This window comes from Variovorax sp. efr-133-TYG-130 (genome assembly GCF_030208835.1).
GTDB lineage: Bacteria > Pseudomonadota > Gammaproteobacteria > Burkholderiales > Burkholderiaceae_C > Variovorax.
On record NZ_JARVTD010000003.1, the window covers coordinates 850,418 to 865,516 of the forward strand.

The following is a 15,099-nucleotide window of genomic DNA, read 5'->3' on the forward strand; positions in this document are numbered from 1 at the left end:
CCGGAGGCTCAGGCTTTTTTTGGCGCGGCCTGCGGGCGGGAAGCGATGAGCGGGCGCAGCGGCTTCACGCGCTCGATGCCGACGGGCTCGGGCGGCATGGCGCCCCAGTCTTCGTCGGCGGCACTGCTTGTGCCGGAGGCGCCGTTCGTCTCCGCGCCACGAGGTGCAGGCGCGGGCGCGGGGGCGGGCGCAGGGGTTTTGGCCGGCGGCGCGCCAGCGGCTTCCGGCTTGCGACGGTGCAGCAGCACCGCTTCGGCCGCGCGCCGCACGTGATCGGTGGTGATGGCTTCTGCGTCTTCCCATGCCGCGAGCGCTCGCGCCGAGCGCAGCATGACGAGGTCCGCGCGCAGGCCGTCCACGCCGGCCTCGATGCACAGCGCACCGACCGCGTCGTGCACCGCGTCCCCATAAGGCAGCGCCGAGCCATCGGCCAGCCGCGCGCGAGCCCGCGCCAGCGCGTCGGACAGTTCGGCCTCCGCCTGCGCGTGCTTCGCGCGGAAGGCGGCCGGATCGGCATCGAACGCCAACCGCGCGCGCACGATGGCCTGGCGCTCGGCCGCATCGTCGATGTTGCGCAGCTGCACGCACAGGCCGAAGCGGTCGAGCAGCTGGGGCCGCAGCGTGCCTTCTTCCGGATTCATGGTGCCGACCAGCACGAAGCGCGCGGCATGCCGGTGCGAGATGCCGTCGCGCTCGACCACGTTCACGCCGCTGGCCGCCGCGTCGAGCAGCGAATCGATCAGCGCATCGGGCAGCAGGTTGATTTCGTCCACGTACAGCACGCCGCCGTGCGCGCGCGCCAGCAGGCCGGGCGCGAACTTGAGTTCATGGCCGGCCAGCGCCTGCCCGAGGTCCAGCGTGCCGACGAGGCTTTCGAGGCTCGCGCCCAGAGGCAGCGTGACGAAGGGCGCGCCGGGCAGCAGCTCGGCCAGCGCCCGCGCGGCGGTGGTCTTGGCCGTGCCGCGCGGCCCTTCGATCAGCACGCCGCCCAGCGCGGGATCGACCGCAGCCAGCAGCAGCGCCTGACGCAAATGCGGCTGACCGGCGATCGCGGCAAACGGAAAAGGCAGCGGCATCGGGGCGGCTGTGGTCATCGGGGGGTTCCTTCCATCCGCTGCTCCTGGTCGAGCAGCAGGTTCTCCAATTGGGTGCGGTAGTCGCCGGGCGACTGCCAGAGGCCGCGCTGCATCGCTTCGAGCAGGCGGCTGAGCATGTCGTGCAGCGCGCGCGGATTGTGCTCGCTCACGAAGTCGCGGGTGGCCTCGTCCAGCACGTAGGCGTCGGCCACCATCGCGTACTGGTGGTCGCCGACCACGCGCGCGGTGGCGTCGAAGCCGAACAGGTAGTCGACCGTGGCGGCCATCTCGAACGCGCCCTTGTAGCCGTGGCGCTTCACGCCGTCGATCCACTTGGGGTTGACCACGCGCGAGCGGATGACGCGGCTGATTTCTTCCTTCAGCGTGCGCACGCGCGGCGCCTGCGGGTTGCCGTGGTCGCCGTGGTACATGGCCGGCTGCCGGCCGCTCAGGTGGCGCACGGCGGCGGCCATGCCGCCCTGGAACTGGTAGTAGTCGTTGGAGTCGAGCAGGTCGTGCTCGCGGCTGTCCTGGTTCTGCATGACGACGTCCATGGCGCGCAGCCTGCGCACCAGCGCGCCGGCGGCCGGCACGCCGTCGCTGCCCTGCCCGTAGGCATGGGCGCTGCCGCCGACATAGGCCTTCGACAGGTCGTCGTCGGTCTGCCAGTCGCCGTGGTCGAACAGCGGCTGCAGGCCCGAGCCGTAGCTGCCCGGCGCCGAGCCGAACACGCGCCAGCCGGCCTGGGTGCGGGCGGCTTCGGGCGCCACGCCCTGCGCTTGCAGCGTGGCGGCTTCGCGCAGGATGCGCGCGCGGATCGGGTTGCGCTCGGCGTCTTCGTCTTCCTGTGCCGCGACGGCCTGCACGGCGGCGTCGAACATCTGCACCGCGTTGGGAAAGGCGTCGCGGAAGAAGCCCGAGATGCGCAACGTGACGTCGATGCGCGGGCGGCCCAGCCCCACCGTGGGCAGCACCTCGAAATCGACCACCCGCTGGCTGCCCGGCGCCCACTTGGGCCGCACGCCGATGAGCGCGAAGGCCTGCGCCAGATCGTCGCCGCCGGTGCGCATGGTGGCCGTGCCCCAGACCGACAGGCCCATCGCCACCGGGTAGTCGCCATGCTCCTGCATGTGGCGCTCGACCAGTTGCGCGGCCGACTTCAGGCCCAGCATCCAGGCCGTGGGCGTGGGAATGGCACGGGTGTCGACCGCGTAGAAATTGCGCCCGGTGGGCAGCACGTCGGGCCGGCCGCGCGAGGGCGAGCCGCTCGGGCCGGGCGGCACGAAGCGGCCCTGCAGGGCGCGCGAGAGCTGCAGCAGCTCCTGCGTGCCGCAGGCGTCGAGCGCGGGCGCCAGGCTGCGTTCGACGCGCCCGAGCACGGCCGCGGTGCGCGGCAAACCGGGCGGGCAATCGCGCGATTCGATCAGCCGCTGCGCCAGCAACTCCAGCCGCTCGCGCGTGTCGCCTTGGTGCCGCCACGCATCGGTGCTGACCGCTTGCAGCAGCGCGGGCCGGGCGCCCTGCCAGGGCCTGGCCGCGTCGATGTCCAGCGGATCGAAGCCTTCGCCGGGCAGCAGGTCGTTTGCCAGCGCGCCGAGCAGCCCCGCGTTCTCGCCCGCGCCTTCCGCGGCCGGATAGCGCGCGAGCGCCAGCAGCGTGTCGCGCCGCAGGCTGCCCGCGGGCGATGCGCCGAACACATGCAGCCCGTCGCGGATCTGCGTTTCCTTCAGCTCGCACAGGTAGGCATCGACACGGGCCAGCACCGCGTCGTCTTCCGCGCCCGGCATGCCCAGTTCCTCGACCAGGTGCTGCGCCCGCACCGCCGCGAGGATCTGCGCGCGCAGCACCTTGGCACGGCGCGCGTCGACCAGCAGCGCGTCGTAGTACTCGTCCACCTGCCGCTCCAGGTCTTGCAGCGGCCCGTGGTTCTCGGCGCGCGTGAGCGGCGGCATCAGGTGGTCGATGATGACCGCCTGCGTGCGCCGCTTGGCCTGCGCGCCCTCGCCCGGGTCGTTGACGATGAAGGGATACACGTTGGGCATCGGCCCCAGGACGGCGTCGGGCCAGCAGGCCTGCGACAGCGCGATGCTCTTGCCCGGCAGCCACTCGAGGTTGCCGTGCTTGCCGACATGCACCACCGCGTCGATGGCGAAGGCGTCGCGCAGCCAGAAGTAGAAGGCGAGGTAGCTGTGCGGCGGCACCAGCTCGGCGTCGTGGTAGCTCGCGTAGTCGGCCGCGCCCAGGGTGCCCAGCGCGCGCGCGGGCTGGATGCCGACGAACACCCGGCCCAGCCGCAGCCCCGCGATCATGAAGCGGCCCTGTCGCACCATCGGGTCTTGCTCGGGCGCGCCCCAGCGGGCGTCGATGGCGTCGGCCATGCCTTCGGGCAGCGACGCGAGCCGCGCGCGGTAGTCGGCCAGCGCATAGCTTTGCCAGGCCGGGCGCGCGGCCCACTGCGCGGGGTCGTTGGCGATGCCTTCCTGCAGGCGGCGCATCAGCGCGTCGCCGTCTTCGGGCAGCGCGGCGGGGTCACCGATCGCATAGCCCTCGGCCTGCATCGCGCGAAGGATGGCGATGACCGAAGCCGGCGTGTCGAGCCCCACGCCGCTGCCGATGCGGCCTTCGCTGCCGGGGTAGTTGGCCAGGATCAGCGCGATGCGCTTGTCGGCCGCGCCGAGCGCGCGCAGCCGGCACCAGCGCCGCGCCAGCTCGGCGACGAAAGCAACGCGGTCGGGCTCGGGCTGGTAGTTGACCACCTCGGTCTGCGTGAGTTCGCAGCGGTGCGACAGGCCCTTGAAGCTCACGGCGCGCGTGATGATGCGGCCGTCCATCTCGGGCAGCGCGATCTGCATCGCGATGTCGCGCGGGCGCAGGCCCTGGCTGTCGGCCAGCCAGTCTTCGCGGTTGCCGCCGCTCACGATCACCTGCAGCACGGGCGCGTCGCCGGCCAGCGCAAGGCTCTCGCCCTCTTCCTTCTGCGTGCCCTGCCCCAGCGCGGCGAAGGCGGTGGTGTTGAGCACGAGCTGCACGTCGTGCGCGGCGCACAGCTCGCGCAGCGCCGACAGGCACAACGGGTCTTTCAGCGAATCGAGCGCCACGGGCAGCGGGTTCAGGCCCTCGGCGCTCAGCGCGGCGGCGATCGCGTCGAAGGCCACGGTGTTGCCCGACAGCAGGTGCGAGCGATAGAACACCAGCGCCACCACCGGCGCGCCCGCGTGCCAGCCGGCGCGCAGGTCGTCGATGCCGGCCACCGTGTGCGTCGTGTCCATGCCGCGCGGCACATGCAGCGCGACCTGCGGCAGGCTGCGCGGCGGCAACGGCGCGTCTCCATGGCCGAGGCCGTGGAAGGCCACCGCGCGCAGGAACTGCAGCGCATTGCCCGCGCCGCCCGCGCGCATGTACTGCCAGAGCTGGCGGCCCACCGCGCGCGGCGCGGTGCCGCGCGCCAGCAGGTCTTCGTCTTCCTGCAGGTCGCCGGAGAACATCGCGAGCTGCTGGCCCTTGCGCTTCGCGAGCTTCTCCAACTGCTGCAGCCCGTAGGCCCAGGCCGATTCGGCCCCGAGGTGGTCGACCACCACCACGCGCGCATGCTGCAGCACCTCGTCGATGTACAGGTCGAGCGAGGCCGGCTGCTTCAGGTACATGAGGTTGGCCAGCCGAAGCGACGGGTAGCCGGGGTCGGTTTCGGCCAGCGCGGTGCGTGCGGCGGCCAGCAGTGCGAGCGTGGTGTCGGCCGAGCTGAGCACCACGATGTCGCCCGGCGTCTGGTCGAGGCGGGTGACGACGCCGTCGTCCTCGACGAAGCGTCCGGGCTGGGTGCTCAGCAGGTGCATGCGTTCAGGAGTTCAGGCCGTCAAACCGTCATGCGGCGACAGCAGCCGCCTCTTGCAGCGCCTTGCGCAGCGCCGCTTCGTCCAGGTCTTCGCCGATGAACACCAGCCGCGTGCGCTGCGCCTCGCCGTCGCGCCAGCGGCGGTCGAAGTGGTGGTCGAAGCGCCGGCCCACGCCCTGCACCAGCAGGCGCATCGGCTTGCCCGGCACGGCGACGAAGCCCTTCACGCGGTAGATGGTGTGCTGCTCGACCAGCTTGCCGAGCACGGCCAGCAGGCTGTCGCGGTCCACGGGCGGCAGCTCGATCACCAGCGAGTCGAACTCGTCGTGGTCGTGGTCTTCCTCGTGGTCGTGGTGGCTTTCGCGCAGGTGGATGGTGGCCTCGGCGGCGCGGCCCTGGCCCAGCAGCAGCGCGAGCGGCAGCCTGCCCTCGGTGGCAGCGACGATCTTCACCTCGGGCGGCAGTTCCTCGCGCACCAGGGCCTCGACCTTCGCGCGCGCGGCGTCGTCCATCAGGTCGGTCTTGTTGAGCACCACCAGGTCGGCGGCCGAGAGCTGGTCTTCGAACAGCTCGTGCAGCGGCGATTCGTGGTCGAGGTTGGGGTCGGCGCGGCGCGCTTCGTCCACGGCCTCGGGGTTCTCCGCGAACTGGCCCGACGCGGCGGCCGGGCCGTCGACCACGGTGACCACCGAGTCGACGGTGAAGATGTTGGCGATGTCGGGCCACTGGAAGGCCTGCACCAGCGGCTTGGGCAGTGCCAGGCCCGAGGTCTCGATGAGCACCGCGTCGAGGTCGCCGCGCCGCTCGGCCAGCTGCAGCATCACGGGCAGGAACTCTTCCTGCACGGTGCAGCAGACGCAGCCGTTGGCCAGCTCGTAGAGCGCGCCTTCGCGCTCGTTGCCTTCGTCGTCGCAGCCGATGCCGCAGCCGCGAAGAATCTCGCCGTCGATGCCGAGCTCGCCGAACTCGTTGACGATCACCGCGATGCGGCGGCCTTCGGCGTTGCCGAGGATGTGGCGCAGCAGCGTGGTCTTGCCGCTGCCGAGGAAGCCCGTGACGATGGTGACGGGAATCTTGGCGTTGCTTGCTTGGGTCATTGGAGTGTTCTTTGGGGCGCCCGTGGCGGCAGGAGAGATGAACGGGCACCGGGCGCCAGCATGGGCGTTCCGGTGGCCATCACGAAAGGATCGGCGCCAGGCCCGCCAAGCGAGCCTGGAACCCGGGAAGAAAGACTGCCCGGCGAATCAGACGCCGCCGTACAGGCGGCGTTCGACGAAGACCGAGCCTTGCAGGCGGCGCCAGCCCTTGGCGGCGGCCAGCACGCCCAGGTCGACCAGCGGCTCGACCAGCACCACCGTCATGTAGGCGGCGCCGAAGCTGGCGATCTGACCGAGGTTCTCGAGCCCGGTGCCGCGGCCGTACAGCGCCCAGAAGCCCACCCACACCACGATGCCGCCCTGGTAGGCCACCGACAGCTTGAACGCCTGCTGGTAGCTCAGGTCCACGTAGGCCACGTTCTTCGGGATGATGCGGCGCGCCAGCGCGGCGGTCGCGAACAGCGGCACCAGCAGCGTGGTGACGTTCATGCCGTACTGCGCAATGTCCTGCGGCTCGAAGAACAGGCCCTGGATGAGCAGCCCGCCCGCCAGGCCGATGGCCGCAGGCGCCGACCCGAACACCAGCAGCAGCGTGGTGCCGAGGATCAGGTGCACCTCGGACACGCCCACCGGGTGATGCGGCAACACCTCGAAGAAGCAGAACACCAGCGCCACGGCAATGGCGGAGCGCAGCACCAGGGCGGCGAGGCCGTCCTTCACCGCGGTTTCGATGGCCACCTTGCCTGTGTAGGCGAGTGCGGCAGCGGCCGTGGCATAGCTGAGAAAAATCTTGGTTCCGTCGACGAGACCTGGTTCGATGTGCATCGAGCACCTCCTGAAATGCACCGCAGTGCGAAAGTTGATTGTTGGTTCATGGACCTGCCTGCGCAAGCCCCTTCGAGGCCGCCGCCCGCCGTGGCTTGCGCCGCAGCCGGCGCCAGCCGATCACCACGCCGCTGGCCGAGGCTACCGCACCGACCGCCGACAGCAGCCACATCACGACATCCCAGGCCGGCCGGTGCTGGATGAGCCAGGGAAAGTCGAGGCTGTGCGCCGCGTTGAAGAGCCAGCGGCGAAGGCGCGAGTTGCTGTCGTTGCTGCCCGCCACCTGCCCGCTGGCCGGGTCTATATAGACGCGGCTGCGCGCGGCGTCGTCGAACTGCAGGCGCCACACGGGCACGATGCGCTCGCGGTGGTGGCCGTACCAGTGGAAGTCTTCGCGCGTCTGGAGCACCGCCTCGGTGACGCGGGCGCCGGGACGCAGCGCCGAAGCGGCGCGCACGATGTCGTCCCTGGCAATGGAAGCAGGCGCGCCGCTGGCGGCATCGACCACCCACGCGCGCGCCTGCGCATCGCGCAGCTGCAGCAGCGGCCGGCCGTCGAACCACAGCAGCACGGCCTCGCGCGGCGCGGCGGCGCCCTCGCCGTGCGGCAACGATGCCGGCGGCCAGGGGAACGGTGAGATGCCAGCACCGCTGTAGCGGGCCATCGCCGCCGCGTCGCCCGGCCCGCGCTGGAACCAGCCGTTGGGGTTCATCGAGAGCCAGCCGCTGATGATCCAGGTCAGCACGAAGAAGCCGCCGATCAGCCCCGCGATGTGGTGCCAGGCCATCCACCCCGTGTAGGGCGTGACGGCGCCATTGCGGAAGCGCCTGCGCAGCCGCACGCGCAGGATGCCGATGACGATCCCCGTCACCGCCGAGACGATGCACGCCGCCGACAGCCACACGACCACTTCGTGCCACAGGGGCGGGTCGGCGCGCAGCGGCGTGAAGTAGATCCAGTGCGGCACCGAGCCCAGCCAGTTCCAGAAGCGCTCGGAGCGGTTGGTGTCGCGCACCACTTCGCCGTTGCGCGAAGACACGTAAAGCTCGGTGCCGGCCGCGTCGCCAAGCTCGATGCGGTGCAGCGGGCGCAGCGGGTTCAGGCTCTGCGGCACGGTCCACTGGTCGCGCTCCAGCGTCTCGGCCCAGCGCGCGCCGGACCGGCCCGAAAACGCGCGCGCGATGGCTTCGGCCTGCGCGGCATCGACCGGGCCCGGCACACGGCCGTCGCGCGCCGAGACCGTGTGCCGGCCGCCGTGCGCATCGACGATGCGCCACACGGGCTGCGGATCGGTGCCGCCCTGCATTTCCAGCACCATGCGCCGGGGCGGCTGGGTGCGCGCGGCGGGCGGCAATGCGTCGAGCGCGGCCGTGGGCGACACCGTTGCCTGCGAAAAGCGCAGCGGCCCCAGCCCGGCCAGCCGCTCGGCGTCCGTCAGGTTGGGATACCCCACGTACATCATCACCACGCCCGAGACGAACCACATGACGAACAGCAGGCAGCCGCCGATGCCCAGCCACCGGTGGGTCCAGTAGAGGCCGTGCCGGATGCGCGGCCAGGCGCGGCGCCATGCGGGAGTCATGCGTGGGTCGCTCAGAAATCGACCAGCGCCGAGAGTTCGAAGGAACGCGGGCGGCCCAGCAGCCACTGGTTGCCGCCGTTCGAGAACGACACCGCATAGCGCCGGTCGGCCAGGTTGTAGGCGCGCAGCGCCAGCTTGAGCGAACGGTTCGCCTGCCAGCTGAGCGAAGCGTCGGCCACGGTGTACGAGCCGATCTTGCGCGAGTTGGCGGCGTCGACCTGGCGCGGGCCGACGTAGCGCACGCCGAACGCGGCCTCCCACTGCGGCAGGAAGCGCCAGTTGAGCCACAGGTTGGCCGTCTGCTCGGGCACGCCGCTGGGCGTGTTGCCCGCGCGCGAGATCAGCTTGCCGCCGACCACTTCGTTGAAGTCGTCGTAGCGCGCGCGCAATCTGGCGATGTTGGTCTCGAGGTCCAGCGTGGGCGTGAGCGCCATGTCCAGCGTGGCCTCGATGCCCTCGGACGACTGCCGCCCGATCTGCTGCGTCTTGCCCGGGTCGCTCGCGTCGCGCGACAGCAGCTTGTTCTTCTCGATGCGGTAGGCCGCCACGGTCCAGGCGCCGCGGTTGTCGGCGAACTGGCGCTTGTAGCCGACCTCGACCTGCCGGCCGGTGCTGAGCTCGAACGGCACCTGCGTGGCCGAGGTGCTGATGAGCGAGGTCAGCGGATCTGCCGCGCGCGCCACCTGCGCATAGAAAGACTGCGACGCATCGGGCGCATACACCACGCCGAGGCGGCCGGTGGCGTACTCGAAGGTCTTGCCCAGGTTGTTGGCCGCGTTCTGCAGGTCGGCGCGGGCGATCTTCGCGTGGTCCCAGCGCAGGCTGCCCACCACCGACCATTGGTCGTCGAAGGCCAGCTTGTCTTCGGTGAAGAAGGCGTAGGTGCCGGTCCTGGTCCGGTAGCGAGGCGTGTAGGCCACGGGCGAAACGTAGTAGCCCGGGTTGAAGACGAAGGGGTCCACCACCGATCGCCCGCCGTAGGGCGAATCGTTGGTGTGCTGGAAGTCGATGCGGTTCACGTCGAAGCCCACCAGCACCTGGTTGGCCAGGCCGAACAGGCCGTGCTTGAAGGTGGCGTCGGTGCGGTTGCCGATCTGCTCCTGGTCGTGGCCGATTTCCAGGTAGTCGCCGCGCGTCACGCGGCGCGTGGTGGCGCTGTAGGTGTAGGTCTCGCTGTTGCGCCAGTGGCGCTTGCTCTCCAGCCGGTAGAGCTGGTTGCGCACGGTGACCGAATCGTTCGGCGTCCACTGGGCGTCGAGGCGGGTCCACTTGTCGCGGTACTTGATCTCGGAATCGTCGAGGTTGTAGTTCTGGCGCAGCGTCTGGCTGCTCAGGCGGCCGTCGATCAGCGGCACGCCGTAGTAGCGCTGCGGCGACTGCCGGCCCTCGTCGTGCGAAAGCGTGAACTGCAGTTGCGGCGACACGTCGAGCCGCACCGCCGCGCCCACGGCCAGGCTCTCGGCCTGGCCGCGCTGCATGAAGCCGTCGGTCTGGCGGTGGCTGATGTCGAAGCGGTAGGAGAGCCTGTCATTGATCGCGCCGCCGCTGCCGAACGCCACCTGGCGGGTGGCGTCGGAGCCCACGGTGAGCAGCGCCTGGTTCTGGATCGGCCCGCGCGTGGGCTTCCTGGGCACCACGTTGATCGCGCCGCCGATGGCGCCTTCGCCGTACATCACCGAGGCCGCGCCGCGCAGTATCTCGATGCGGTCGACCGACCAGGTGTCGAACGGGAAGGTGACGGTGCCCGCGCCCGCGTACAGCCGCGTGCCGTCGAACAGCTGCATCACCGAGCCGTGGCCCAGGAAGCCGCGCGCCGCCATCGCGGTGCCGCCGTTGCCGGGGCCGGGCGAACCGGTGATGCCGGTGGCGCGGGTGGCGGCATCGATCACCGAGACGTCGCCGCGTGCGCGGATGGTGTCGCCGTCCAGCACCTCGATGCTGGCCGGCGTTTCAAGTGGCGTCAGGCCCAGGCGGCTGCCGGTCTGCGTGGTCTCGTCGATGGCGAGCCGCGTATGGCGGTCGGCCTCGACCTGCACCGGCGCCAGGCTCTGGCTGCCGTCGGCCTGCGCGAGGGCCGCGGCAGGCCCGAGGGCGAGCCCCAGCCCCAGTGAAATACCCGAAAGCCGCACGCGTTGCGGCGCGCCCGTGCGATCGCGCGATGGCGATGCCTGTCGGCTCATGTGATCTCTCCTCCGGCCCGCGTCCCCGCAGGCTCCTCTGTCCGAAAAAGGACGAGGCGGGAGAAGCGGAGGGGCGATGACGGTCCAGGCGCGAGCGCGGAGGCGGCAGGCCCGGACACGCACTCCCGCAGCGTCCGAAGGCGGTTTCCAAGGCCGGTATCCGGGCTTGCGGAGCGCTCCGATGCGCGAAATGCGCATCGGAGCAGAAACCCTCGCCTTCCCACGCCGAAGCGCAGTGGCCGCCGGCCTCTTCAAGGAGGCGCAGGCTTGAGGGTTCCCGATCCGCTGACCGTTGCGGGGGCAGCGCAGGAATGACCGGGTCGGCTATGACCCGGCGCACCTGCTTCCCGTTTAACCCCGGCGCCATGGCATGGCGGGCGGGGCACCTTCGAACCGTGTTGACTGGTTTGATTCGTGAGAATCAACAAACCACAACCGCGAAATTATAAGTAGCCGCTATTGCCGTCGGGTCCGAACAGGCGCCGCATCACCGCCACGCCGGCCACCAGCGCGTTCGAATAGCTGGCGTAGGGCTCGAGCGCCGCTTCCAGCGGCTCGTAGAAGTGGGAGGCGTCTCCGGGTTCCCCGGCGACCGCTTCCATCAGCACCCAGTAGAACTCCCCTTTTTCCAGCTCATGGACAGTGAGCGCGATGTTTCTCTGTGTGTGCATGGACTGGATTGGGCAGTGCTTATTGGTGAATGGGTGGAGGCCAAGGCCGGTTGACAGCTTCCGGGCTTCTCCTACAGAGGGGATTCCCCATGCAGCCTATGTTTTTAAGTTTTGCACATGCACAAGCAGGAGAAGGAGACAGCATGAAGAACTTCACTCTCGAACCCGGCATGCGGGCGACCATCGGCGGAGCCTTCTATCCGACCGGCTACTCGATGGTCATGTTTCCGGACGCGGAAGATGCCCAGCGCGTCGGCCGCGGGCTGATCGAGCAAGGCACCATCGGCGACGACGTCTACCTGCTTCCCGCGCAAACCGTGCTCTCCCAGATCACGCCCACCGTGGAGACTGCCGACGACCCCCTGCCCTCCGCCGGCACCGAAGGCGCGACCGTGCGCGCATACACGAAGCTGGCGCGCGAAGGCCACACGGCGCTGCTGGTGAAGACCGAGGACAGCGAAGCGGCCGAGCAGCTCATGGTGCTGGTGCGCACCGTGCCCTACTCCATCGCGCAGCGCTACCGCACGCTGGTGATCGAAGACCTCTGAGTTCGTCAGGCCGGGGCCGCCATCGACACGGCCCGCTGGACCACGTCTCGCGCCATGGCCTGCGCGAGTTCCTGCTCTCCCAGGAACACGGTCACGGCCGCCTCGCGCGTGAGCAGCGCGGCTTCCTGTTCGTTGTGGCTGCGGATCACGGTCTGGATGGTCGGGTTGAGCGTGCGCGCCGTCTCGATCATCTGGCGCACGTTCATGGCGTCGGGCGTGGCAACCACCAGCACGCGGGCGCGGGCCACATGCGCCTGGATCAGCACCGCCGGATCGGCGGCATCGCCCCACACGGCCGGCGTGCCGGCTTCGCGCAGCTTTTCGACCAGTTCGCGGTTCTGCTCGGCGACCACGTAGGGAATGTCGTTGGCGTCGAGTTCCGCCGCAATGCGGCGACCGACGCGGCCGTAGCCCACCAGCACCACCTGCCGCGACAGGTACTTGGCCTCGGTCGTCATGGGCAGTTCGGCCAGCGGGTCGTCACGCGACTCGAGCCCGCGCGCGAACGACGAGTGCGCATGCAGCCATTTCTGCATCGGCCCGATCAGGCTGAACCACAGCGGGTTGGTTGCGATGGAGATGAGCGCCCCCGCCAGCACCAGGCTCTGCCCCTCCACCGGCAGCAGGCCGAGCGACACCCCCAGCCCCGCCAGGATGAACGAGAACTCCCCGATCTGCGCCAGGCTCGCGCTCACCGTGAGCGCCGTGCCCAGCGGGTAGCGGAACACCAGCACCAGCGCGCAGGCCGCGAGCGACTTGCCCAGCACGATCACCAGCACCACCGCCAGCACCTGAAGTGGCCGCTCGATCAGCACCGAGGGATCGAAGAGCATGCCGACCGACACGAAGAACAGCACTGCGAATGCGTCGCGCAGCGGCAGCGACTCTTCCGCTGCGCGGTGCGCGAACTGCGACTCGCGCATGACCATGCCCGCGAAGAAAGCGCCCAGCGCGAACGACACGCCGAACAGCGCCGCCGACGCGAAGGCGATGCTCACGGCGGCCGCCACCACGCACAGCGTGAACAGCTCGCGCGAACCGGTGCGCGTGACCTGCCAGAGGATCCACGGGAACACGCGCCGCCCCACCACCAGCATCAGCGCCACGAAGCCGCCGACCTGCAGCAGCGTGAGGCCCAGCGTCTGCCACAACGGGTCGGCCGGCCCTTCCTGCGCGGCATGGCCGCCCAGCGTGCCGGCCAGCGGCGGCATCAGCACCAGCACCAGCACCATTGCCAGGTCTTCGACCACCAGCCAGCCGATGGCGATGCGCCCGGTGAACGAATCGAGGATGCCCAGGCTCTCGAGCGCGCGCAGCAGCACCACCGTGCTGGCCACCGACAGTGCCAGGCCGAACACCAGCGCCGCGCCGGGGCTCCAGCCCCACCACATGGCCAGGCCGCCACCGAGCAGCGTGGCCACCGAGATCTGCGCGAGCGCGCCGGGCAGCGCGATCTTGCGCACCGCCAGCAGGTCGTCCAACGAGAAATGCAGGCCCACGCCGAACATCAGCAGCATCACGCCGATCTCGGCGAGCTGGGCGGCAATGCCCGCATCGGCCACGAAGCCCGGTGTGAACGGGCCGATGATCACGCCGGCCAGCAGATAGCCGACCAGCGCCGGCAGCCGCAGCTTGGCCGCCAGGAAACCGAAAACGAGCGCAAGCCCCAGGCCGGCGGCAATGGTGTTGATGAGGGAGACGCTATGGGGCATCGCTCCATTTTGCAGGAACGATGCCCAACCTTCGAGGCTGGCAGGACTCTTCACGCAACACCGTGGGACCGGCTTTACCGCCGGGCCGCTGGTGTTGCAGGGGCTGCTCCCCGGCTATCCGGCCATCTTGCTGCTGCGCGCGGCGTCCAGCGCCTCGGGCTCCTGCGCCTCGACCCAGGTCTCGTTGTTGAGCCCTGCCTGCAGCCGGTTCTCGTCCAGCTCGTTGGTCCACTTGGCGACCACGATGGTGGCCACGCCGTTGCCGATCAGGTTGGTGAGCGCGCGGGCTTCCGACATGAAACGGTCGATGCCCAGGATGAGCGCGAGCCCCGCCACCGGCACATGGCCCACGGCCGACAGCGTGGCCGCCAGCACGATGAAGCCGCTGCCCGTGACGCCCGCGGCCCCCTTCGAGGTGAGCAGCAGCACCGCCAGCAGCGTGATCTCCTGCGTGAGCGTCATCGGCGTGTTGGTGGCCTGCGCGATGAACACCGCCGCCATCGTCAGGTAGATCGACGTGCCGTCGAGGTTGAACGAGTACCCCGTGGGAATGACCAGGCCCACGCAGGTCTTGTTGGCGCCCAGGTTCTCCATCTTCTCCATCATGCGCGGCAGCACCGATTCGCTGGACGACGTGCCCAGCACGATCAGCAGCTCTTCCTTGATGTACTTGATGAACTTCCAGATGCTGAACCCGTGGAAGCGCGCGATGAGCCCCAGCACCACGAAGATGAACAGCAGGCAGGTCAGGTAGAAGGTGCCCATCAGCTTGCCCAGCGAGAACAGGCTGCCCAGCCCGTACTTGCCGATGGTGAAGGCCATCGCGCCGAAGGCGCCGATGGGCGCCAGCTTCATGATGTAGTTGACGATGCCGAAGAGCACGTGCGAGCCCTTCTCGATCACGTCGAACACCAGCGTGCCGCGCCCGCCGAAGCGGTGCAGCGCGAAGCCGAACAGCACCGCGATCAGCAGCACCTGCAGGATCTCGCCCTTGGCGAACGCATCGACGATGGTGTTGGGGATGATGTTCAGGATGAAGTCGACCGTGCCGGTCATCTTGCCGGGGCCGGTGTACGAGGCGATCGACTTGGTGTCGAGCGTGGCCGGGTCGACGTTCATGCCGGCGCCGGGCTGCAGCACGTTGACCAGCACCAGCCCGACCACCAGCGCGATGCTGGAGACGACCTCGAAGTACAGCAGCGCCAGGCCGCCGGTCTTGCCGACCTTCTTCATGTCTTCCATGCCGGCGATGCCGACCACCACCGTGCAGAAGATGATCGGCGCGATGATCATCTTGATGAGCTTGATGAAGCCGTCGCCCAGCGGCTTCATCGCCTCCCCGACCGAGGGATAGAAATGGCCGAGCAGCACGCCGATGATCACCGCGGTGATCACCTGCACGTAGAGCGAGCGGTACAGAGGGAGCTTCTTGGCGGATTTACTTGTTGTGTTTTCCATGGATGCCTCCGGAGGATTCGGAACTGTAGGTTGCGTCGGATCAGGTTTCCATTCGTAGAAGCCGCATCGTGAACAAAAAAACCCGCCGAGGCGGGTTTTTTCTTCAGGTGCCGGTCAG

Annotated in this window: 10 protein-coding genes and 1 riboswitch; of the genes, 1 reads left to right on the forward strand and 9 read right to left on the reverse strand. The window is 69.7% G+C overall.

Features of this window, described 5'->3' with window-relative positions:
• Positions 1–8: 8 nt before the first annotated feature.
• From QRN67_RS06120 to QRN67_RS06150, 7 genes are all read right to left on the reverse strand, one after another.
• Positions 9–1,094 (reverse strand): magnesium chelatase ATPase subunit I, encoded by a 1,086-nt coding sequence (locus QRN67_RS06120; protein ID WP_285411083.1) that lies wholly within the window; start codon positions 1,092–1,094, stop codon positions 9–11.
• Positions 1,091–4,909, reverse strand: coding sequence for a cobaltochelatase subunit CobN (gene cobN, locus QRN67_RS06125; protein ID WP_285411084.1), 3,819 nt, complete (start codon positions 4,907–4,909; stop codon positions 1,091–1,093). The genes QRN67_RS06120 and cobN overlap by 4 nt, the downstream gene beginning before the upstream one ends.
• Positions 4,910–4,937: 28 nt before the next feature.
• Positions 4,938–6,005: a cobalamin biosynthesis protein CobW gene (cobW, locus tag QRN67_RS06130; RefSeq protein ID WP_081269069.1), complete on the reverse strand. Its 1,068-nt coding sequence runs from the start codon at positions 6,003–6,005 to the stop codon at positions 4,938–4,940.
• Positions 6,006–6,152: 147 nt separating this feature from the next.
• Positions 6,153–6,830, reverse strand: a complete 678-nt coding sequence (locus QRN67_RS06135; RefSeq protein ID WP_285411085.1) for an energy-coupling factor ABC transporter permease — start codon at positions 6,828–6,830, stop codon at positions 6,153–6,155.
• 46 nt (positions 6,831–6,876) lie between these two features.
• Positions 6,877–8,412, reverse strand: a complete 1,536-nt coding sequence (locus tag QRN67_RS06140; protein ID WP_285411086.1) for a PepSY domain-containing protein — start codon at positions 8,410–8,412, stop codon at positions 6,877–6,879.
• Between the two features lie 11 nt (positions 8,413–8,423).
• Positions 8,424–10,592 carry a TonB-dependent receptor gene (locus QRN67_RS06145; RefSeq protein WP_285411087.1) on the reverse strand — a complete coding sequence of 723 codons (2,169 nt, stop codon included), beginning with the start codon at positions 10,590–10,592 and terminating at the stop codon, positions 8,424–8,426.
• 134 nt (positions 10,593–10,726) lie between these two features.
• A riboswitch (cobalamin riboswitch) is annotated at positions 10,727–10,996 on the reverse strand.
• 39 nt (positions 10,997–11,035) lie between these two features.
• On the reverse strand, positions 11,036–11,263 hold the full coding sequence (locus tag QRN67_RS06150; protein ID WP_081269073.1) for a hypothetical protein: 228 nt from the start codon (positions 11,261–11,263) through the stop codon (positions 11,036–11,038).
• A gap of 143 nt (positions 11,264–11,406) precedes the next feature.
• Between QRN67_RS06150 and QRN67_RS06155 the strand changes: the two genes are divergently transcribed.
• Positions 11,407–11,811: a hypothetical protein gene (locus tag QRN67_RS06155; protein WP_285411088.1), complete on the forward strand. Its 405-nt coding sequence runs from the start codon at positions 11,407–11,409 to the stop codon at positions 11,809–11,811.
• Between the two features lie 5 nt (positions 11,812–11,816).
• On the opposite strand, the gene QRN67_RS06160 is transcribed toward QRN67_RS06155, so the two are convergent.
• Positions 11,817–13,523, reverse strand: coding sequence for a cation:proton antiporter domain-containing protein (locus QRN67_RS06160; protein WP_285411089.1), 1,707 nt, complete (start codon positions 13,521–13,523; stop codon positions 11,817–11,819).
• A gap of 114 nt (positions 13,524–13,637) precedes the next feature.
• Positions 13,638–14,981, reverse strand: a complete 1,344-nt coding sequence (locus QRN67_RS06165) for a dicarboxylate/amino acid:cation symporter (RefSeq protein WP_081269076.1) — start codon at positions 14,979–14,981, stop codon at positions 13,638–13,640.
• Between the last annotated feature and the right edge of the window lie 118 nt (positions 14,982–15,099).